Source organism: Pseudomonas schmalbachii, from assembly GCF_017589465.1.
Classification (GTDB): domain Bacteria; phylum Pseudomonadota; class Gammaproteobacteria; order Pseudomonadales; family Pseudomonadaceae; genus Pseudomonas; species Pseudomonas schmalbachii.
This window is the reverse complement of record NZ_JAELYA010000012.1, coordinates 101,901-122,407: the sequence shown is the minus strand read 5'-3', so window position 1 is coordinate 122,407 and position 20,507 is coordinate 101,901. Positions and strand designations below refer to the sequence as shown.

Annotated in this window: 16 protein-coding genes; 3 read left to right on the top strand and 13 right to left on the bottom strand. The window is 65.8% G+C overall.

Features of this window, described 5'->3' with window-relative positions:
• The first annotated feature begins 137 nt into the window (after positions 1-137).
• Complete coding sequence (locus JFY56_RS24485) at positions 138-1,268, top strand: O-antigen ligase family protein (RefSeq protein ID WP_328824953.1); 1,131 nt, start codon at positions 138-140, stop codon at positions 1,266-1,268.
• The gene (locus JFY56_RS24480; RefSeq protein WP_236033076.1) at positions 1,265-1,927 is read left to right on the top strand and encodes a lipopolysaccharide kinase InaA family protein; all 663 of its coding nucleotides are present in this window, start codon (positions 1,265-1,267) and stop codon (positions 1,925-1,927) included. Before JFY56_RS24485 ends, JFY56_RS24480 begins: the two co-directional genes overlap by 4 nt.
• Here the strand turns inward: JFY56_RS24480 and JFY56_RS23635 are convergent.
• The 13 genes from JFY56_RS23635 to glnE form a co-directional block, all read right to left on the bottom strand.
• A complete protein-coding gene (locus tag JFY56_RS23635; protein WP_208316722.1) occupies positions 1,924-2,793 on the bottom strand; it encodes a glycosyltransferase in 870 nt (289 codons plus the stop codon). The two genes, JFY56_RS24480 and JFY56_RS23635, sit on opposite strands and share 4 nt — an antisense overlap.
• Complete coding sequence (locus tag JFY56_RS23630) at positions 2,786-3,928, bottom strand: glycosyltransferase (protein ID WP_208316721.1); 1,143 nt, start codon at positions 3,926-3,928, stop codon at positions 2,786-2,788. The genes JFY56_RS23635 and JFY56_RS23630 overlap by 8 nt, the downstream gene beginning before the upstream one ends.
• Positions 3,925-4,842 (bottom strand): glycosyltransferase family 2 protein, encoded by a 918-nt coding sequence (locus JFY56_RS23625; RefSeq protein WP_208316720.1) that lies wholly within the window; start codon positions 4,840-4,842, stop codon positions 3,925-3,927. The genes JFY56_RS23630 and JFY56_RS23625 overlap by 4 nt, the downstream gene beginning before the upstream one ends.
• A complete protein-coding gene (locus tag JFY56_RS23620) occupies positions 4,832-6,589 on the bottom strand; it encodes a carbamoyltransferase family protein (protein WP_208316719.1) in 1,758 nt (585 codons plus the stop codon). The genes JFY56_RS23625 and JFY56_RS23620 overlap by 11 nt, the downstream gene beginning before the upstream one ends.
• A gap of 4 nt (positions 6,590-6,593) precedes the next feature.
• On the bottom strand, positions 6,594-8,066 hold the full coding sequence (locus tag JFY56_RS23615) for a lipopolysaccharide kinase InaA family protein (RefSeq protein ID WP_208316718.1): 1,473 nt from the start codon (positions 8,064-8,066) through the stop codon (positions 6,594-6,596).
• On the bottom strand, positions 8,063-8,818 hold the full coding sequence (locus tag JFY56_RS23610; protein ID WP_208316717.1) for a lipopolysaccharide kinase InaA family protein: 756 nt from the start codon (positions 8,816-8,818) through the stop codon (positions 8,063-8,065). Before JFY56_RS23610 ends, JFY56_RS23615 begins: the two co-directional genes overlap by 4 nt.
• Positions 8,815-9,549 carry a lipopolysaccharide kinase InaA family protein gene (locus JFY56_RS23605; protein ID WP_208316716.1) on the bottom strand — a complete coding sequence of 245 codons (735 nt, stop codon included), beginning with the start codon at positions 9,547-9,549 and terminating at the stop codon, positions 8,815-8,817. The genes JFY56_RS23610 and JFY56_RS23605 overlap by 4 nt, the downstream gene beginning before the upstream one ends.
• A complete protein-coding gene (gene rfaP, locus JFY56_RS23600; RefSeq protein WP_208316715.1) occupies positions 9,549-10,370 on the bottom strand; it encodes a lipopolysaccharide core heptose(I) kinase RfaP in 822 nt (273 codons plus the stop codon). The genes JFY56_RS23605 and rfaP overlap by 1 nt, the downstream gene beginning before the upstream one ends.
• Positions 10,367-11,488 (bottom strand): glycosyltransferase family 4 protein, encoded by a 1,122-nt coding sequence (locus JFY56_RS23595; protein WP_208316714.1) that lies wholly within the window; start codon positions 11,486-11,488, stop codon positions 10,367-10,369. Before JFY56_RS23595 ends, rfaP begins: the two co-directional genes overlap by 4 nt.
• Complete coding sequence (waaC, locus tag JFY56_RS23590) at positions 11,485-12,555, bottom strand: lipopolysaccharide heptosyltransferase I (RefSeq protein WP_208316713.1); 1,071 nt, start codon at positions 12,553-12,555, stop codon at positions 11,485-11,487. Before waaC ends, JFY56_RS23595 begins: the two co-directional genes overlap by 4 nt.
• A gap of 1 nt (position 12,556) precedes the next feature.
• Positions 12,557-13,597 carry a lipopolysaccharide heptosyltransferase II gene (waaF, locus tag JFY56_RS23585; protein ID WP_208316712.1) on the bottom strand — a complete coding sequence of 347 codons (1,041 nt, stop codon included), beginning with the start codon at positions 13,595-13,597 and terminating at the stop codon, positions 12,557-12,559.
• A 110-nt stretch (positions 13,598-13,707) separates the two neighbouring features.
• Positions 13,708-14,631, bottom strand: a complete 924-nt coding sequence (gene ilvE / locus JFY56_RS23580; protein ID WP_208316711.1) for a branched-chain-amino-acid transaminase — start codon at positions 14,629-14,631, stop codon at positions 13,708-13,710.
• 33 nt (positions 14,632-14,664) lie between these two features.
• Complete coding sequence (gene glnE, locus JFY56_RS23575; protein ID WP_208316710.1) at positions 14,665-17,613, bottom strand: bifunctional [glutamate--ammonia ligase]-adenylyl-L-tyrosine phosphorylase/[glutamate--ammonia-ligase] adenylyltransferase; 2,949 nt, start codon at positions 17,611-17,613, stop codon at positions 14,665-14,667.
• Positions 17,614-17,858: 245 nt separating this feature from the next.
• Between glnE and aceE the strand changes: the two genes are divergently transcribed.
• Positions 17,859-20,507: a pyruvate dehydrogenase (acetyl-transferring), homodimeric type gene (gene aceE / locus JFY56_RS23570; protein WP_208316709.1), complete on the top strand. Its 2,649-nt coding sequence runs from the start codon at positions 17,859-17,861 to the stop codon at positions 20,505-20,507.

Here is a 20,507-nt window from a genome sequence, read left to right as displayed (position 1 = left end):
AAGCTTATCACAGAGCAGCCCCCTGCTCCCCGCGAGTGCTAGAATGCTGGCCTTTTTGCAGCGCCCCACCGGTCTATAACGTGCATTCCGTGCCTCTAATATCCTGGTTCCTCGCTTCGGCCAGAACTCGATTCATTGTGCGTCGCTGGCTGGTGCTGGGTTACCTGGCGCTCCTGACCGGGATGTTCTGGCTGCCCAATGGAAGCCTCTACACCAAGGTCTTCTACGGCATGATCGCCTTTCCCGCCCTGCTGGCGCTGGTGCAAAACCCGCCCAGGCTCGCGTGCCTCGTCCGCGAGCCGCTTCTGCTCGCTTTCCTCGCCCTGTCCGCCTGGCTTCTGCTCAGCCTGACCTGGTCGGGTACCGATGAGGAGCCCGGTGGCCTGGCCAAACACCCGCTCTATGTCTTCATGCTCTTCGCCTGTTGCGCGCTGATTGCCCTGGAAGACCGGGAACTGCTACTGAAGGTACTGAGAGCGGGGGCCACGCTGGCTGCGCTGGCTGCTGCCGTGAGCCTTGCGCTCTTTCTCCTGGAACCGCCGCCGGAATGGCGTCTCATCGGTCTGGGAGCGCTGCGCAACCCGCTGCTGACCTCCCATGTATTCGGCATGTTCTGTACCTATTGGATCGCCGTCTGGGTGACCCGGGATGTCCGCCGGGACTGGATTCCGATCCTGCTCTGCCTGCCGATTCTCGCCGCGCTGATGGCGACCGGGTCCCGCACACCGCTGTTGGCGCTGTCCCTGGTGGGTGTCTGGATGCTGCTCATGGCGCCGCGCCGGGCGGCATATCTGCTGGTCGTCGGCATCGGTGTCGTCGCAGCCAGCTTCCTCGCCTTCCCTGAACTGCTGCTGGAGCGCGGCGTGTCCTTCCGCCCGCAACTCTGGGCCGACGCGCTCGGCCAGGCCGCACAGCAGCTCTGGTTCGGCCATGGCTTCAACAACAGCTTCAGCTTCCACGCCGAAGGCCTCGGCATGACCATGAGCGATCCGCACAATGTCGAACTCGCCGTACTGCTGGAGCTTGGCCTGGTGGGCTTGCTGTTCTGGCTGCTGATGTATGGCTACGGGCTATGGCGCTGCTTCGCCCAGCGCCGACAGCCCGAGTTCCTGATCGCTTCGGCCATGCTCGTCTACGGGTTCGGTGCCGGGCTGACCGAGGGCAGCAGCTTCCTCTCGCGCCCGAACGAAAGCTGGTTCCTGATATGGATTCCGCTTTCGCTGGTAGCGGCCCTATCCATCAGTCAACGCGCCCTGGACAAACAATGAAGAACCTGAGCGAGGCCGAGCTCGACGCCCTGTTGCTGGGCGCCCAGACCATCGAAGAAGACGGCCTGGGGCTCAAGGTGGCGCGCTTGTCGAATGGCGACTTCCTCAAGCTCTACCGGCGCAAGCGCCTACTGTCGTCCGCCCTGTGGTCGCCGCCCGCGCGGCGCTTCGCGCGCAATGCGGAGCGCCTGCGGCAACTCGGCATCGCCGCGCCGATGATCGAAGCGCTGCTGCTGATTCCCAGCCGCAATCTGAACGCCGTGCAATACCATCCCTTGCCGGGGGATACCCTGAGAAGCTATTGGCGAGGGCTCGACGCGTCGGCGCGGGAGCTGGGCGTGGAGCAGTTCGGCGCCTTTCTCGGCCAGCTCCACCAACTGGGTGTCTATTTCCGCTCGCTGCACCTGGGCAACGTGCTGAAGCTGCCCGAAGGCGAACTCGGCCTGATCGACTTGTCGGACATGAAGATCGAGAATCGCCCTCTGGCGTCATGGAAGCGTCGTCGCAACCTCCAGCACATCCTGCGCTACCGGGAAGACAGCGACTGGCTGCTACGACAGCATCGAGAGGCCTGGATCAGGGGTTATGCCAGCATTTGCGGGAACTCCGCAGCGGCACGTCTGAGTCGCGATCTCGCCCGCATCCAGCCCGGGTCCTAGCGAAACGCCAGTCGCGCCAGGGCTCTCAGGGTCTTGCCATTCCAGTGGCGCAGCGGCAGTTGACGCAGCAGCTCGCGAGCCAGAGCCTTGTCGTCGCGCGCGCACTTGAGCAGCATGGAATTGATGAAGCTCGCGCATACCTTGGGATAGGCGGGATGATCGCTGAACCGTGCATAGGTCTGCATGACCGTCTCGATCATGAAGCGCCGGTTCTTGTAGGTGTTGGCACCGTGCACGCGGTACTTGGCCAGCACGTCGGGGAGCACGTCGATGACATAGCCCGCGCGGGTGATGTTGAGCTCCACCAGCAGGTCTTCCAGGCGGATGCTCGGATCGAACCCGCCCACCGCCTCCAGCGCCTCGCGCCGGAACAGCAGGGTGGGTGCCGGAGCCCCATCCTTGGCAGAGGTGAAGACATCATCGAAATCCAGGCGCCGGAATGGCCGCTCGCGGTCACGCCTGACCAGGGCGTTGCCCTGGCCATCGATATGCTCGATGTTGCCCGCGCAGATACCCACCTCGGGCTTTCCCTCCATATACGCGACCTGGATGGCCAGGCGTTCGGGAAGCATGACGTCGTCGGAACCGAACGGCGCGATCAGGCTGCCTTTCGAGCGGGCGATGGTCTCGTTGAGCGTACGGGCAAGCCCCCTGTTCTCCTGCGCCACAAAATCGAAGCCGTGGACTTCCTGCAGCCGGCGGATACGCGCGACGCTGTCATCGCGGGAGCCGTCGTCCACCACCAGCAGCTCCACCTTCGGATAGGTCTGGGCGAGCACGCTCTCGATGCAGGCTTCGATGTAATCGGCGTGGTTGTAGGAGGAAATCACCACACTGACCAGCGGCAGATCCTTCGAGTCACCCATCGCGGCGCCCTTCCAGCAGCTCCACCAGCAACTCGCGGTACTGGCGACGAAAATCATCGATCGAATGGGCCCGGCAGAGGTACTGGTAGGCTCGCTCGCCTTCCGCGGCACGTGCATCGGCGGACAGGGCCAGCACCTCGCGCAGGCGCCCGGCCAATACGGCGTGCTGGCCGACGGGGAAGATACGTCCGCCACAGTCCTCGAGTATCGGCTTGAGGCTGGGGATGTCCGAGCCGATCACCGGCAGGTGACCGCTCATGCCTTCCAGCAGCGCCAGCGGCAGGCCTTCGCTGAGGGACGGCATGACGAAGGCATCGAAGGCACGCACGTACTGCAGCGCATCGTCCCTGGCTCCCAGCAGCAGCGCCCGGCCCTGGAGGCCCAGCTCTTCAATGGCGGCTTCCAGCTCTGGACGGGCGCGCCCCTCGCCGATGATCGCCAGCAGTGCGTCGGGACACTCGTCCTTGATCTCGGCGAAGGCACGCAGCAGGTGAATATGTCCCTTGACCGGGACCAGGCGACCGATGGCGCCGAACACGAAGGCGCCGGCCGGCAAGCCGAGCATCTCCCGGGCCTTGTCGCGCGGGTGCTGCAGTCCTTCGGCGCGGGGGATGTCGATGGCGTTGTTGATCTGTCGGGTATTGGCCGGGGTGAAGCCGGCGCCAGAGCCGATCAGGTAGTCGCGCACCGCGCGGGAAACCCCCACCAGGCGCCAGGCCGGGGTCACCAGTTGCCGAGCCACCCAGCAACGGAAGGAGCGGTCGTATTCGCCAAAACCGTGGGCGACGCCAATGCAGGCACGGATGCCGAGCCAGCGGTTGAGCAGCATCAGCATGTTCACCGGCTTGAAGCGGTGGGTGATGACAGCGTCGTAGCCTTCGGCGCGGCAGTGCCTGTAGAGCGCCCAGAGCGCGCGCAGGCGCAGGCCGCTGACCGCCGACTTGCTGTAGCCGAAATAGATCGAGCGCTCGGCCTTGCTCACCGGCTCGCCGGGACCCGGACGGCCACGGAGGAAGGCGGTAGTGACTTCGTAGCGGTCGGTCGGCAAGGCCTGGACGATCTGCTCGGCCAGGTCCGAAGCATTGACGTTGTAGTAGTTCTGCAGCTGCAGGACCTTGATACGGCGCTGGCTCATACCGGGTTCTTCTTGGGCTTCAGCCACAGGCGCAGGGCCTTGCGGGTATAGGAAAACTTGAACAGCACCCGCCAGTCGGTACGCAACGCTTCGCGGTAATAGTCACGGGCGCTGTCCCACTCTCCGGCGAGCAGGCAGGTGCGGAACAGCGACAGGCAGCGCTGGGCACGGTAGGCGGGCTTGAGCGACTGGAGATCGGCCGGCAGTCTGGCGAAAACCTCATCCACCAGGGCGAGACCGACCTTGCGGGCGGCTTCGGCATTGTGGCGCAGGCTGTCGGGATGCTTGTGGATGCGCGCCAGCATCAGGTCGAGAACCTCCACCTGGCGCTGGGTCAGGCAATAGGCAAAGACCGGAATGTCTTCGCTGTGGCGCATTTGCTCGGGATAAGGCCGCTCCAGCAGGAGCTCGCGGAGAAACACGCAGGAGCCGTGGCCGAGGGCGATCTTCTTGTCCAGCAGGTAGTCGTTCAGGCGCTGGAGCGCATCGCCCGGCACGCGGCTGGCCGGATGCTCGCGCTCGCGGCCATCAGGCTGTACCGCCACGTGGCCGGCCAGCCAGAGGCCGACATCCGGCTGCTGGCGCAGGCGCTCGCAGAGGCCCTGCAGCACGCCGGGCGCCAGCTCGTCGTCGGCATCCAGCAGCAGTACGTAGCGCCCCTGTGCCAGCTGCACGCCCTTGTTGCGTGCAGCCGAGGGGCCGGCGTTGACCTGACGCACGCCCTGGAAGGAGGCGCCATGACGCTGGCTCAGGGCGGTGAAGACCGCCGGGGTATCGTCGGTGGAGCCATCGTCCACCACCCAGAGTTCGACCTCCGGGGTGGCCTGGGCCAGCACCGACTCCACGGCACGCGGGAGCACACCCGCGTAGTTGTAGCTAGGAATGATGACGCTAAGCAGCGGCCTAGCCGACATTGTCGTACCAGTCCTTGCCATCCTTGATGACCAGAACGTCTTCCATGATCAGGTACTGCAGGTCCGAGCCGTAGAACATGTTCAGCGCATCGGTGGGCGAGCAGATCATCGGCTCGCCACGACGGTTGAGCGAAGTGTTCAGGGAGACACCGTTGCCGGTGAGGTTTTCCAGTTCCTTCATCAGGTCGTACCAGCGCGGGTTGTGGCGGCGCTCCAGCACCTGGGCGCGGGATGTGCCGTCCTCGTGTACCACTTCGGCCACGCGGGTCTTCCACTCTTCGTTGACCTCGAAGGTGAAGGTCATGAAGGGCGATGGGTGATCGACCTTGAGCATCTGCGGCGCCACGGTGTCGAGCATCGACGGGCAGAAGGGTCTCCAGCGCTCGCGGAACTTGATCTGCTCGTTGATGCGGTCGGCCACGCCGATCGCGCTCGGGCAGCCGATGATGGAACGGCCGCCAAGGGCGCGCGGACCGAACTCCATGCGACCCTGGAACCAGGCCACCGGGTTGCCATCGACCATGATCTTCGCAATACGCTGCGTGGTGTTGTCGATGCGCTTGAACACCGGCTTCTGCGGATGGCGGGCACAGGCGGCGATCACGTCCTCGTTGCTGAAGGACGGGCCGAGGTAGACGTGCTCCATCTTCTCCACCGGCACGCCGCGCTTGACCGAGACGTAGGCGGCCGCGCCCACCGAGGTGCCGGCGTCGCCGGAAGCGGGCTGGACGAACAGTTCCTTCACTTCCGGGCGGGCGATGATCTTCTGGTTCAGCTTGACGTTCAGCGCGCAACCGCCGGCGAAGGCGATCTTGCCGGTCTCGCGGATGATGTCGCCGAGGTAGTAGTCCATCATCTCCAGCGCCAGCTTCTCGAACAGTGCCTGCATGCTGGCGGCGTAGTGGATGTACGGATCGTCGGCGATGTCGCCTTCACGCTTCGGACCCAGCCACTCGATCAGCTTGGGCGAGAAGTAGTAGCCCTTGCCCTTTTCCTTGTAGCGGCGGAAGCCGATGACGTTGGCGTAGTCGGTATTGATGGTCAGCTCGCCGTTCTCGAACTTGGCCAGGCGCGAGAAATCGTACTTGGCGGCATCGCCGTAGGGCGCCATGCCCATGACCTTGAACTCGCCGTCGAGCATCTCGAAGCCAAGGAACTCGGTGATGGCGCCGTAGAGGCCGCCGAGGGAATCCGGATCGTAGAATTCCTTGATCTTGTGGATCTTGCCGTTCTCGCCCCAGCCGAAGAAGGTGGTGGCGTACTCGCCCTTGCCGTCGATGCCGAGGATCGCGGTCTTCTCCTTGAAGCCGGAGCAGTGGTAGGCGCTGGAGGCGTGGGCCAGGTGGTGCTCCACCGGCTCGATCTTCACCTTCTTGGCGTCGAAGCCCAGTTGCTCCAGACACCAGACGATCTTCTTGCGGTAACGCTTGTAGCGGCGGTTACCCATGAGGATGGCGTCCAGCGCGCGGTCCGGGGCGTACCAGTAGCGCTTGGCGTAGTGCCAGCGGGCCTTGCCGAACAGGCTGATGGGGGCGAACGGAATGGTCACCACATCCACGTCGGAGGGCTTGATGCCGGCCTGTTCCAGGCAGAATTTGGCCGACTCGTAGGGCATGCGATTCTTCGCGTGCTTGTCGCGCACGAAGCGCTCTTCTTCGGCGGCCGCGATCAGCTTGCCGTCGATGTAGAGCGCGGCGGAAGGATCATGGCTGAGGGCGCCGGAAAGGCCGAGAATCGTCAGTGCCACAGGGTTAGCCTCTTTCAGGGCAGGTGACCGGCACCTGCGGTAAACGTTTGTCCAGTAGCTGGTGCAGTGCCGAATCGGCCGGCCAGTTCCGCAGGAAGCGCGCACGATCGCGGGCATAAGCCCTGGCGAAGCTGCGCTCGCTGCGATGCTGGCAGACGGCGTCGAGATCGATCAGGGTCCAGCGGCCGTCCTGCCAGAACAGGTTGTAGCCCTTGAGGTCGCCATGGCTGATCCGCTCGCGGATCAGCGCGGCGAACAAGCGGTCGAGGGCCTGCAACTCGGCTTCGGGCGGAGCACCCGCCCCATCCGGGTCGTCCAGGTAGGGTCGGAAACGGGCAATTATATCTTGCCCGGAGAGATATTCGGTAATCAGGTAGGCACGGCCGCGCAGCCAGAGGAAACGCCGTTCGAGCACAGCCAGCGGGCGTGGCGTGGCGATGCCGAGGAAGTCGAGGCGATTGCCTTCGCGCCAGCTGTGCCAGGCGCGACTGGGACGCCAGAAGCGCGTCAGCCAGTGCAGCAGGCCCTTGATGTTGTAGCGCTTGAGCAGCAGCTTGCGGTCGTCGAGCGTGACCTCGGCCACGGTGGCCGTGGCGCCTTCCTTCAGCGGGCGCCCCTGCTCCAGCGCAGCATCCGGCGCCTGCAGCAAGGTGTCCAGGCCAGCTTCCGCCTCCCGACGCACCGCGCGCAGGCCAAAGGCGCCGCGCATGACGCTGAACAGGCTGCAATCGCGGGCGATCTTTTTCATGTAGTCGCCAAGGCGCCAGCGCCGCACCCGGGCGATCTCCTTCTGCAAGGCTTCCAGCGGCAGGGCGTGCTCGCTATTGGCCAGCAGATAGTGCACCAGCAATTCTTCGAGATAAGGATCGAGGCTGTGCGGCAGCTGGGCGAAGAACATGCCAAGGTTTTCCAGCACGTGCTTGCGCGACAGCGGTTGTCCCGGCGTTTCCGCGCGGATGCCGGCGCCGTCGATCAGGTACAGGCGGCCAGCATGGCGCAGCAGGTTGTCCAGATGCAGGTCTTCCTGCCAGAGGCCCCTGGCATGCAGCGTGGCGATGGCGCCCAGCGCTTCGCCGATCACCGCCTGCTGGCCATCGGACAGCGGCGCCTCGCCTTCCACCACACGCCAGGCGTCCCACAAACTCTCGGCATCGTCGAGGTATTCGAACAGCAGCCAGCCGCCCTCGCCTTCCTGCAGCCCGTCGACCAGCAACTGCGGCGTGACCAGCCCCTGTTCGGCCAACAGTCGCGCGCCCTCCAGCTCGCGCTGGAAATGCCGTGCCGCCTTGCCGCCGACCAGCAGCTTGGCCAGCACGCGCGTGCCGCGCCATTCGCCGGCGCCGACATAACGCTGGCCCGGCAGAACGCGCAGCAGGCTGTCCAGACGCAACTCGGCGCTGCCGGCGCCATCGGCCAGTTCGATTCGCAGCGGCAGTTCCGGCTGCCGTCCCGCCCCCCGCAGTTCCGACAGCTTCACGCGCGCGCCTCCTTGCGACGGCGGCGCGCGGTCAGGCGCTGGTACCAGCCATCGACATCGAGGCCGCTGACCGAACTGCCCAGATAGGCGGAAAGCAGCTGGCGCACATCCGCCTCACTCCAGTCCGGAGCCCGGCGCAGCAGCGGCTCCAGGTCCTTGACCCGGTCACGGGTGCCGAGCAGCAACGGGCGGGTTTTCTCCAGGTCGATCAGGCGGGACTCGAATTCCTCGCCCGCCTCCCGCAGGAAGATGTGCTTGGGATAGAAGCAGCCATGCATCTGCCCAGCCTCGTGCAGGCGGCGGGCCAGCATGCCGCAGGCTCGCAGGATCGCCTGGCGGCGCTCGGCGCCGAGGCTCGACCAGTCTTTCAGCCAGGAATCCAGCGGGCGCCAGCCTTCCAGCGCGCGGGTCAACAGGATGGCGCGGCGCTCTCCACCGACCTCGCGCTGGCCGAAGAACACCGCATCCAACGCCGGGATATCCAGTTGCCGATAACGCTGGATGTTGCGGAACTCACGGGCGAAGGTCGGCTCGCCGAGGGGGCGCAGCAGACTGCGGGTCAGATGGTTGCTCTGCCGCTTCAGGTAGTAGACGTTGCCGTCCAGTTCCAGGCGATGGACGCTGCTCCAGCCGCCGCGCTCCTTGTTCGGTTCGTCCACGGCTTGCAGGTCCAGTCCCCACAGCGCATCGAAGTCAGCCAGCTTGTGGCGTTCGAGCAGTTCCTGATCGGTATTGGCGATGAAATCCTTCACTCGCGCCCCTCGAAGAAACGGGCGATGTGGCGAACGCGCTTCTTGTCCGCAGCGTTCAGCCGCTCGCGCCGGCGGTACTGCAGATAAAAGCGCAGCCGCTGGGTATTGGAAAGATGATACTTGGCGACCTTGTCCAGGCAGGCCAGGTCCTTGGTGATGCGGTAGCGCAGCATGAAGCCGCCCCAGTAACTGCCGCTCGGGCAGTCGATGAAATACACCGTGCCCTGCGGGTCCACCAGCAGGTTGCGCCACTTCAGGTCGTTGTGGGCAAAGTGGTGATCATGCAGCGTTCGCGTATGCGCGGCGAGCTGGCGACTGACATGGTCGACCCAGGCGCGGTCGCGCAGGCGCGAGTCGTTGTCGCGGGCCAGCAGCGCCAGATCCCGGGTGCCGGGCAGTTCGCGGGTGATCATGGCGCCACGAACGAAAGCTCCATGCCTGCGCTCCAGCCCCCAGGCCACCACCTCGGCGGTGGGAATGCCCCACTTGGCGAACTGCTTGAGGTTCTGCCACTCGGCCTTGATCCGCGGACGCGGCAGGTAGCGATGGTAGACCTTGCCGGCGCTGCGGTAGCGCTTGACGTAGTAGCGCACGCCGCCACGCTCCACGCGGACCACCTCCGACAGCGGGTCGTGGGTCAGTTGCTCGCCTTCGAGAGCGAATACCGCATCCAGGCTGCCGAAATCGGTGGCGAGGTGCTGGTAGTCGGCTTCGAGAGTCCAACCCGCCATCAGAGCCGCCCCCCGTAGCGCTGCTTGCGGTCGTACAGCTTCGCTGCCCTCCGCTCCAGCCACTGCAGCAGCTTCGCCTCGTCGCGCAGGATCGCGCGCAGCGACCACTTGCCCTCGGCCGCGGTGAAATAGGCCTTGAGGAAGCGCAGCTTGTCGCGCTGCGTCAGACCGATATCCAGGACGGAGAAGTACAGCCCGGCGAGATCCTTGTTGCGCCAGCGCGTCGGCGTGTGATCGCGGACCTGCGCGCGGTGCAGGTCGATCAGCGACAGACGGAAGTCATCGGCCGTCACCGGCCGCTCGGTATGCACCAGGAAATGACAGATGTAGCAGTCGCGGTGATTGACCCCGGCGCGGTGCATGTTGCCGGCCATGGTCGCCACCTCATCGATCAGCGCCCACTTCAGGCGCGGCGGCGGAGGCTGCTGGCGCCAGTTCTGGGTGAAGACTTCCAGGTCGGTGGTCGGCGCCAGTTCCTCGGTGATAATGAACGAGTGCTGGTGCGCCGGATCGATGCCGCGCTCGCCGTAGGCCACGGCGGTCATGCTCGGCACCGCAATCTGGTGCAGGCGCTGCAGGGCGCGCATCTCCTGCCCCGCGCCAAGCACCGGGAGCTTGGCGGTGGTCAGGTTCTTGATGATTTCGCCCCAGCCGATGCCGCGATGGATCTTGACGAAGTAACCGCGTCCGTCGACCTCGGTGCGCAGGGTGCGGCGGCCTTCCAGTTCGCGGTAGACCTTGCCCTGCAGGCGCTCGACCTCGACGAAGGGGTCCTTGCCGGCCCAGAGGGTCTTGAAGGGTTCGTGCAGCTCCAGCTTCACGGGCGCTCCTGCAGGATCACGTCCGCCGCGTGCTGCGGCATGGAATACAGGTCGGCGCTGTCGGCGAAGGCCAGCCCGTTGCGCGACCAGGCGGCGCGCGCCGCGTCGTCTTCGAGCATCTGCACCAGCATGGCGTTCAGGGTGTCCTGCTCGAACGGCGTCGGCACCACGCGGCCGGCGTCGGCCTCGGCGATGTAGTGGGCGTAGCCGCAGACATCGGTGACCAGCACCGGCAGGCCGGCGACCAGCGCCTCCAGCAGCACGGTGCCGGTGTTCTCGTTGTAGGCCGGGTGGATCAGCAGGTCGGCGCCGAGCAGGAAGCGCGGGATGTCGCTGCGCCCCTTGAGGATCTGCACGTTGTCGGAGATGCCCAGCGTCTTCACCTGCAGCAGGAACGGCTTGGGATCGTCCTGGCCGATGACGATCAGCCGCGTGCGTTTGCGCAGCTTGCGCGGCAGCGCGGCGACGGCCTTCAGGCTGCGGTCCAGGCCCTTGGTCTTGAAGCCGGAGCCGATCTGCACCAGCAGCAGGTCATCGTCGGCGAGCTTGAATTCGCGGCGGAAGTCGGCGCGGACCTCCGCGGCATTCGGCGGCGCGCGGCGGTCCTGGGCGATGCCCGGCGGCAGCAGGTGGAAGCGCTGCGCCGGGGTGGCGTAATGCTTGACGAACAGCGGCTGCTGCACCTCGGAGATCATCAGGATCTCGGTCTTCGACTGCGGGTCGAACACGGCGCGCTCGTAGGACGAGAAGTGGCGATAGCGTCCCCACTGGCGATACAGCGGATTGCGCAGGGTCTGCGCCTTGTCCTCGAAGCACGGGTCGGCGGCGTAGTAGACGTCCAGCCCCGGCATCTTGTTGAAGCCGATCACCCGTTGCACCGGGCGCTTCGCCAGGTCGGAGGCGACCCAGGCGGTGAATTTCTCGTTGCGGCGGTGATTGAACAGCGCCTTGACCGGCGCCACCAGCACTTCGAAGCCCGGCGGCACGTCGCCTTCCCAGATCAGCGTATAGACGCGGATCGAGTGTCCGCGGCGCTGGCACTCCAGCGCGATGCGCATGAAGTCGCGTTGCAGCCCGCCGAACGGGAAGTACTTGTAGAGGATGAAAGCCAGGGTCATCGAAGCGTCTCCGGAGCCAGCAGCAGGGCTTCCAGTTGGGTCGACACGCGCTGCGGATTCAGCCGGGTGAAGCATAGAGGCTGTTCCTCGCGCAGGTCGAACTGGCGGCGGTCTTCGTCCGTCGGCTGGTAGGTGCAGGATTTCAGCAGGCACGGCGCGCACGGCCAGTCGCTGGCCAGGTGTACCTGGGAGCGACCGTAGGCGCCGGTCAGGCCGGGATTGGTCGGGCCGAACAGCGACAGCGTCGGCACGTCCAGCGCGGCGGCCAGATGGCCAAGACCGGTGTCCACCGCTACGCAGGCGGAAGCGCCGGCCAGCACCTTGGCCATGCCTGCCAGGGATAACTTGGGGAGCACCGAGACGTTTTCCAAGCCTTGCGCCACGCGCTCGGCACGCTCGCGCTCGGCAGCGTTGCCCCACGGCAGGCGCACCGACCAGCCGCGCTCGCCCATGCGCTCGGCGAGTTCGCGCCAGTACGCCTCGGGCCAGTGCTTGGTGACCCAGGTGGTGCCGTGCAGGAACACCAGGTACGGCCCCGCGGTGCCCTCATCGAGCAGGAGGGCGCGATCCAGCCCATAGTCGCCGACGCCTTTCGGCAGCGGGTAGTCCAGCGCCTGGGCGAACAACTGACGCACGCGTTCGACCGCGTGCTGTCCCCAGGCCACCGGATAGGGACGATCGTAGAAGCGGCTGGAAACCGGCTCGCGCGCCGACTGTTTATCCAGCCCGGCGACCGGCGTGCGGCGCTTCGCGTAGCGGGTCAGCCAGGCGCTCTTGAACAGGCCCTGGGCGTCGATCACCAGGTCGTAGTCGACCTCGCGCAGGCGCTTCTTGAAGCGGCTCCATTCGCCGCTCCTGATGGTCTGCCAGAGATTCTTGCGCCAGCGGCGGATCGCCACCGGAATGACCTGCGCCACCGCCGGATGCCAGGCCGGAATCTCGGCGAAGCCTTCCTCCACCACCCAGTCGAACTGGATGCCGGGAATGGCACGGGCGGCGTCGGTCAGCGCGGGCAAGGTATGGATGACGTCGCCCAGGGACGACGTCTTGATCAGCAGGACCCGCATGCTAGAGCTCGTCCAGATCGACCGGATCGGCCACCAGCCGGCCGAGGGCTTCGAGCACCGGAGCAGGCTTCAACTCGCGCAGGCAGTTGTAGTGGCCGAAGCGGCACACGCGGTCGAAGCACGGGCTGCACTCCAGGCCGAGGCGGACGATTTCCACCTGGTCGGCCAGCGGCGGGGTGAACTGCGGCGAAGTGGAACCGTACACCGCCACCAACGGGCGGTTGAGCGCCGCGGCCACGTGCATCAGGCCGGAATCGTTGGTGACCACGGCGCTGGCGCAGGACATCAGGTCGATGGCCTCGGCCAGTGCGGTTTCGCCGGCGAGGTTCACCGACTCTTCGCGCAGGCCGGGAATCAGGCGCGCACGAATATCCTCGCCGCCGGGGTGGTCGTTCTTCGAGCCGAAGATCCACACCTGCCAGCCGTTGCGGATCTTCGCCTCGGCGACCTGCGCGTAGTACTCCGCCGGCCAGCGCTTGGCCTCGCCGAACTCGGCGCCCGGGCACAGCGCCAGCACCGGCCGGTCCAGCGCCAGGCCGAACTTGGCCAGCGCGGCGTCGCGGCTCTGCGGATCGATGCGCAGGCGCGGCTGCGGATAGGGCTTGGTCAGTTCGGTGCCCGACTCGTAGGCCAGCGCCATGAAGCGCTCGATCATCAGCGGGTAATGCTGCTTGTCGAGCTTGCGGATGTCGTTGAGCAGGCCGTAGCGCATCTCGCCTTTCCAGCCGGTGCGCTTGGGAATCCGCGCGAAATACGGCACCAGCGCCGATTTCAGCGAATTGGGCAGGAGGATCGCCTGGTCGTACTGGCCCGCCAGCGACTTGCCGATGCGCCGCCGCGCGGCGATATCCAGCACGCCGTGGCCGAGCGGGAAGCTCAGGGCCTGGCGGACTTCCGGCATGCGTTCGAGGATCGGCCGGCTCCATTCGGGCGCCAGCACGTCGATTTCGCAACCCGGATGGCGCTGCTTCAGGCAATGGAACAGCGTCTGCGCCATTACCATGTCGCCGACCCAGGAGGGACCGATAATCAGGATATTCATAACGCTCGATGTAGGTTGGGTTGAGGAGCGCAGCGACGAAGCCCAACGATGGGCGGCAGCCGCGCCGCCATATATCGTTGGGCTTCGCTGCGCTCAGCCCAACCTACCCCTTACTTGACCAGGGTACGCCACTCGGGATGGCTGCTGGACTTGCCAGACACCAGGTCGAAGTAGGCCTTCTGCAGCTTCTCGGTCACCGGGCCACGGCGGCCGGCGCCGATCTGGCGGCCGTCGACTTCGCGGATCGGGGTGACTTCGGCGGCAGTGCCGGTGAAGAAGGCTTCGTCGGCGATGTACACCTCGTCACGGGTGATGCGCTTCTCGACCACCTTGACGCCCAGCTCGTTGGCCAGCACCAGCACGGTGTTGCGGGTGATGCCGTTGAGGCAGGCAGTGACTTCCGGGGTGTAGATCACGCCATCCTTGATGATGAAGATGTTCTCGCCGGAGCCTTCGGCCACGTAGCCTTCCGGGTCGAGCATCATGGCTTCGTCGGCGCCGCCGGAAATGGCTTCCTGCAGGGCCAGCATCGAGTTGATGTAGGCGCCGTTGGACTTGGCGCGGGTCATCGAGATGTTCACGTGGTGGCGGGTGAAGGAGCTGGTGCGGACCTTGATGCCCTGCTGCAGCGCTTCCTCGCCCATGTACGCGCCCCAGTTCCAGGCGGCGACGATCACGTGGACCTTCAGGCCGGTGGCGCGCAGGCCCATGCCTTCGCTTCCGTAGAACACCATCGGGCGGATGTAGGCGCTTTCCAGGTTGTTCTCGCGAACGGCGGCGCGGGTGGCTTCGTTGATCTCGTCCTTGGTGTACGGGATCTTCATGTTCATGATGTGCGCGGAATCGAACAGGCGGTCGGTGTGCGCCTGCAGGCGGAAGATCGCCGTGCCCTGGGGAGTGTCGTAGGCACGCACGCCTTCGAATACGCCCATCCCGTAATGCAGGGTGTGGGTCAGTACATGGGTGGTCGCGTCGCGCCACTGCACCAGTTCGCCGTCATACCAGATCACGCCATCACGATCGGCCATCGACATACTTGCCAGCTCCTCAAATAGTTTGAAACCGGATCAGCTGAGTTCGAACTCACGCCAGATCCGCATCACTCCGCGTCGTTCGTCATGGAAATGGTCACCGCTCACGACGCCCGGCTGCTTCTGCAATGCCAGGCGGTGGGCGGCCGCGCGATAGGCCTTGTAGGCCTCCTGCAGGAAACGGACATCCTCGCTGGCGATCAGGCCAGCCCGCTCCAACGCTTCCAGGATGCGGATGTTGTCGGTGAAGTGCGGCAGATCAGGGTACTGCCACGACCACGCCAGGGCCGCATATTGCACCATAAATTCGATATCGACGATACCACCGGCGTCCTGCTTGAGATCGAACGGGGACGCGGCTTCGAAGGCGTTCGGCGCAGTTCCGGCGGCAGTCGATGCAGTTCCGAGGTTGTCGCGCATCTTCGCGCGCATCTTGCTGACTTCGCGGCGCAGCTCGGCGAGATCGCGCTGCTGGCCGATCACCTGCGCGCGGATTTCCTCGAAGGCCGCGGCCACCCGCTTGCAGCCTGCCAGCACGCGGGCGCGCACCAGCGCCTGGTGCTCCCAGGTCCAGGCATCGCCCTGCTGGTAGGCGAGGAAAGCCTTCAGCGAGCTGACCAGCAGGCCCGAAGCGCCGCTCGGACGCAGACGCATGTCCACCTCGTAGAGCGCGCCGGAAGTGGTCTGCGTGGTGAGGAAATGAATGATGCGCTGGCCCAGGCGGGTGAAGAACTGTGCCCCGTCGATCGGCTTGGCGCCGTCGGTCTCGCACTGCGGATCGCCATCGTGGATGAACACCAGGTCGAGGTCCGAGCCGTGGCCGAGTTCCAGGCCGCCGACCTTGCCGTAACCGACGATGATGAAATCCGGATCGCACGGCGTGCCATCGGCCCGCAGCGGCGTACCGTGGCGCTGCACCAGTTGGCGCCAGGCCAGCGCCAGCACCTGTTCGAGGATCGCCTCGGCGAGCCAGGTCAGGTAGTCGCTGACCTTCATCAGCGGCAGGGTTCCGGCGATCTCCGAAGCCACCACACGCAGGCCGTGGGCCAGCTTGAAGTGGCGCAGCGCCTCCATCTGCTGCTCCAGGTCGTCCTCGGGAATCCGCGCCAGCCGCTCGCGCAGCTCGGCGGCCAGCTCCGGCGCCTGCGGCGGGCGGAACAGCCGGCCTTCGTTGAGCAGCTCGTCGAGCAGGATCGGGAATTTGGCGATCTGCTCGGCCACCATCGGGCTGGCTGCGCAGAGGGTCAGCAGACGCTCCAGGGCGCCGGGGTTCTCGGTCAGCAGCACCAGGTAGGCCGAACGCCGCGCCACCGCCTCGACCAGCGGCAGCACGCGCTCCAGCACCAGGTCCGGCTGGCCGCGCTCGACCATCATGTTGATCAGGCGCGGCATGAAGGCATCCAGCCGCTCGCGACCGATACGCTGCATGGCGCGCACTTGGGTGCCGTTGCGCAGGTCGGTCAGGCGCTTCCACGCCAGTTGCGGATTGGCGAAGCCGGCATCGGCCAGTTGGCGGCAGGCCGACTCCTCGTCCACCGCCTCTTCCCATAAAGGCAGCCACTCGCCGCCGATGCAGCCGTCGTCGGCCTCGCCGCTTCCATCCTCGTCCGGGTCGGCGATGACCTGGCGGAAATGCCAGTCGATGCGCTCGCGCCAGTGGCTGATGCGCTCATGGAAGGCCGACCAGTTGGCGAAGCCCATGATGAAGGCGACGCGGACCCGCTCCACTTCATCCTGCGGCAGCATCTGCGTCTGCCGGTCGGCAATGGCCTGCAGCGCATGCTCGGCATAGCGGAGGAATTCGTAGCCCTCGCGCAGTTCGCCGACCACCGCCGGCGGCAGGTAGCCCTGCCCTTCGAGGATCGCCAGCACGCGCAGCAGCGGCCGCTGCTGCAGGCTGAGGTCGCGCCCGCCGTGGATCAGCTGGAAGGCCTGGGCGATGAACTCCACCTCGCGGATGCCGCCGGCGCCGAGCTTGATGTTCTCCGCCATGCCCTTGCGCCGCACTTCCTGCTGGATCAGCTGCTTCATGTTGCGCAGCGCCTCGATGGCGGAGAAGTCCAGGTAGCGCCGGTAGACGAAGGGCCGCAGCAGTTCGAGCAGACGCTGGCCGGCATCCTGGTCGCCGCCGACCACCCGCGCCTTGATCATCGCGTAGCGTTCCCAGTCGCGCCCCTGGTCCTGGTAGTACTGCTCCAGCGCGGCGAAGCTGTGCACCAGCGGGCCGCTCGATCCATAAGGACGCAGGCGCATGTCGACGCGGAAGACGAAGCCGTCGACGGTGATCGAGTCGAGCGCCTTGATCAGCTTCTGGCCGAGCCGGGTGAAGAACTCCTGGTTGTCCAGCGAGCGCTTGGCGCCTTCGGTCTCGCCGCCTTCCGGGTAGCCGAAGATCAGGTCGATGTCCGACGACAGGTTCAGCTCGCCGGCGCCGAGCTTGCCCATGCCGAGCACGATCAGATGCTGCGGCAGGTTCGAACGGCGCCCCATCGGCGTGCCGAACTGCTGGCAATGGCGCACGTACAGCCATTGATAGGCAAGGTCGATGCAGGTGTCGGCGAGGTCCGAGAGGTCGCGGCAGGTTTCGGCCAGATCGGCCTGGCGGGTCAGGTCGCGCCAGATGATGCGCACCTGCTGGCGCCGGCGGAAGCGGCGCAGGCGGCGGGCCAGCTCGTCTTCGTCCGCGCAATCGGCCAGTTCGCGCTCCAGCTGGCCGCGCAGTTCGCCGCGCGCCAGCCCCCGCTCCAGTTCGCCGGCGGCGGCCAGTTCCAGGAGCATCTGCGGATCGCGCACGGCCTGCTCGGCGACGAAGTCGCTGCCGGCGGTCACGCGCAGGAAGTGCGCGCGCCGTTCGTCGGGCCAGGTCTCGAACAGGGCCAGGAACTCGGCGGGAAGATCGGCTACGGCGTTCTGGAAGTTCTGCTCCGCGCGCTCGGCGAGGGGCTTGAGAGTGGCCGGCAGCGCGGCCAGGGAGGGCAGGCTCATGGTCTATCCTGAAGGGTCGTCGTCGCCGCGCCACCCGCGAACCGACGAACGATGTAGTTTTACTACTATTTTTTTGTAGCGGAGGGCTGTCAAAAGCGGCAGTTTGTAGTAAAACTACAACCCGCCCGGGAGCCACCCCCGGTGCAATTCCAAGAATTCGCGGCGTCGCCCACGAGGCCGGCGCTGCTATCGGCAACGATCTACTGGCTTTCGATTCTGGAAGCCTTTCCGCCCTGGAGCAAGCCATGCAAGACCTCGATCCCGTCGAAACCCAGGAATGGCTGGACGCCCTGGAATCCGTCCTCGAGCATGAGGGTGAAGACCGCGCTCACTATCTGATGACCCGCATGGGCGAGCTGGCCACCCGCACCGGGACCCAGCTGCCCTACGCGATCACCACGCCGTATCGCAACACCATTCCGGTTACCCACGAGGCACGCATGCCGGGCGACCTGTTCATGGAGCGGCGCATCCGCTCGCTGGTGCGCTGGAACGCACTGGCCATGGTGATGCGCGCCAACCAGCAGGACCCGGACCTGGGCGGTCACATCTCCACCTTCGCCTCCTCGGCGACTCTTTATGACATCGGCTTCAACTACTTCTTCCAGGCCCCGACCGACGAGCACGGCGGCGACCTGGTGTTCTTCCAGGGCCACGCCTCCCCCGGCGTCTATGCCCGCGCCTTCCTCGAAGGCCGCATCACCGAAGAGCAGATGCTGAACTTCCGCCAGGAAGTCGATGGCAATGGCCTGTCCTCCTACCCGCACCCGTGGCTGATGCCGGACTTCTGGCAGTTCCCCACCGTATCCATGGGCCTCGGCCCGATCCAGGCGATCTACCAGGCACGCTTCATGAAGTACCTGGAAAGCCGCGGCTTCATCCCCGCCGGCAAGCAGAAGGTCTGGTGCTTCATGGGCGACGGCGAGTGCGACGAGCCGGAATCCCTCGGCGCCATCTCCCTGGCCGGCCGCGAGAAGCTGGACAACCTGATCTTCGTGATCAACTGCAACCTGCAGCGCCTGGACGGCCCGGTGCGCGGCAACGGCAAGATCATCCAGGAACTGGAAGGGGTCTTCCGCGGCGCCGAGTGGAACGTCAACAAGGTTATCTGGGGCCGCTTCTGGGACCCGCTGTTCGCCAAGGACACCGCCGGCCTGCTGCAGGCGCGCATGGACGAGGTCATCGACGGCGAATACCAGAACTACAAGGCGAAAGACGGTGCCTACGTGCGTGAGCACTTCTTCGGCTCGCGTCCGGAGCTGCTGGAGATGGTCAAGGACCTCTCCGACGAGGAAATCTGGAAGCTCAACCGTGGCGGCCACGACCCCTACAAGGTCTATGCGGCCTACCACCAGGCGGTCAACCACAAGGGCCAGCCGACCGTCATCCTGGCCAAGACCATCAAGGGCTATGGCACCGGCTCGGGCGAAGCGAAGAACATCGCGCACAACGTGAAGAAGGTCGACGTCGACAGCCTGCGCAAATTCCGCGACAACTTCGACATCCCGATCAAGGACTCCGAACTGGAGAACCTGCCGTTCTACCGTCCGGACCCGGACAGCCCCGAAGCCAAGTTCCTCGCCGAGCGTCGCGCCTCCCTCGGTGGCGTGATGCCGGTGCGCCGCGCCAAGAGCTTCAGCGTGCCGACTCCGCCGCTGGAAACACTCAAGGCGATCCTCGACGGCACCGGCGACCGCGAAATCTCCACCACCATGGCCTTCGTGCGGATCCTCTCGCAGCTGGTCAAGGACAAGGAACTCGGCCCGCGCATCGTGCCGATCGTGCCTGACGAAGCGCGTACCTTCGGCATGGAAGGCATGTTCCGCCAGCTCGGCATCTATTCCTCCGTGGGCCAGCTCTACGAGCCGGTCGACAAGGACCAGGTGATGTTCTACCGCGAGGACAAGAAAGGTCAGATCCTCGAGGAAGGCATCAACGAAGCCGGCGCCATGTCCAGCTGGATCGCCGCGGGTACCTCGTACTCCACGCACAACCAGCCGATGCTGCCGTTCTACATCTTCTATTCGATGTTCGGCTTCCAGCGTATCGGCGACCTGGCCTGGGCCGCCGGCGACAGCCGCGCGCACGGCTTCCTGGTCGGCGGCACCGCCGGTCGTACCACGCTGAACGGCGAAGGCCTGCAGCACGAGGACGGTCACAGCCACCTGCTGGCCAGCACCATCCCGAACTGCCGCACCTACGACCCGACCTACGGCTACGAGCTGGCCGTGATCATCCGCCACGGCATCCACGAGATGATCGAGGAGCAGAAGGACGTCTTCTATTACCTCACCGTGATGAACGAGGCCTACCAGCAGCCGGCTCTGCCCGCCGGCGTCGAGGAAGGCATCATCAAGGGCATGTACCTGCTCAAGGAAGACAAGAAGGAAGCCGCGCACCACGTGCAACTGCTGGGCTCCGGCACCATCCTGCGCGAGGTCGAGGAAGCCGCGAAGATCCTGCGCGAGCAGTTCGGCATCGGCGCCGACGTGTGGAGCGTGCCGAGCTTCAACGAGCTGCGCCGCGACGGCCTGGCCGTGGAACGCTGGAACCGCCTGCATCCGGAACAGAAGCCGAAGCAGAGCTACGTCGAGCAGTGCCTCACCGGCCGCCAGGGCCCGGTGATCGCCTCCACCGACTACATGAAGCTGTACGCCGAGCAGATCCGCCAGTGGGTCCCGAGCAAGGAGTACAAGGTCCTCGGCACCGACGGCTTCGGCCGCAGCGACACCCGCCGCAAGCTGCGCCACTTCTTCGAAGTGGACCGCAACTGGGTCGTGCTGGCCGCGCTGGAAGCGCTGGCCGACCGTGGCGACATCGAGCCGAAAGTAGTGGCCGAAGCCATCGTCAAGCTCGGCATCGACCCTGAAAAACGCAACCCGCTGGACTGCTGA

What these genes read in the sequence shown, in the direction of transcription:
- waaF (WP_208316712.1), bottom strand. Translation starts at nt 13,597, where the DNA reads ATGAATATCCTGATTATCGGTCCCTCCTGGGTCGGCGACATGGTAATG.
- waaC (WP_208316713.1), bottom strand. Translation starts at nt 12,555, where the DNA reads ATGCGGGTCCTGCTGATCAAGACGTCGTCCCTGGGCGACGTCATCCAT.
- JFY56_RS23595 (WP_208316714.1), bottom strand. Translation starts at nt 11,488, where the DNA reads ATGACCCTGGCTTTCATCCTCTACAAGTACTTCCCGTTCGGCGGGCTG.
- ilvE (WP_208316711.1), bottom strand. Translation starts at nt 14,631, where the DNA reads ATGTCGATGGCCGATCGTGATGGCGTGATCTGGTATGACGGCGAACTG.
- JFY56_RS24480 (WP_236033076.1), top strand. Translation starts at nt 1,265, where the DNA reads ATGAAGAACCTGAGCGAGGCCGAGCTCGACGCCCTGTTGCTGGGCGCC.
- JFY56_RS23630 (WP_208316721.1), bottom strand. Translation starts at nt 3,928, where the DNA reads ATGAGCCAGCGCCGTATCAAGGTCCTGCAGCTGCAGAACTACTACAAC.
- JFY56_RS23625 (WP_208316720.1), bottom strand. Translation starts at nt 4,842, where the DNA reads ATGTCGGCTAGGCCGCTGCTTAGCGTCATCATTCCTAGCTACAACTAC.
- JFY56_RS23635 (WP_208316722.1), bottom strand. Translation starts at nt 2,793, where the DNA reads ATGGGTGACTCGAAGGATCTGCCGCTGGTCAGTGTGGTGATTTCCTCC.
- glnE (WP_208316710.1), bottom strand. Translation starts at nt 17,613, where the DNA reads ATGAGCCTGCCCTCCCTGGCCGCGCTGCCGGCCACTCTCAAGCCCCTC.
- aceE (WP_208316709.1), top strand. Translation starts at nt 17,859, where the DNA reads ATGCAAGACCTCGATCCCGTCGAAACCCAGGAATGGCTGGACGCCCTG.
- JFY56_RS23605 (WP_208316716.1), bottom strand. Translation starts at nt 9,549, where the DNA reads ATGGCGGGTTGGACTCTCGAAGCCGACTACCAGCACCTCGCCACCGAT.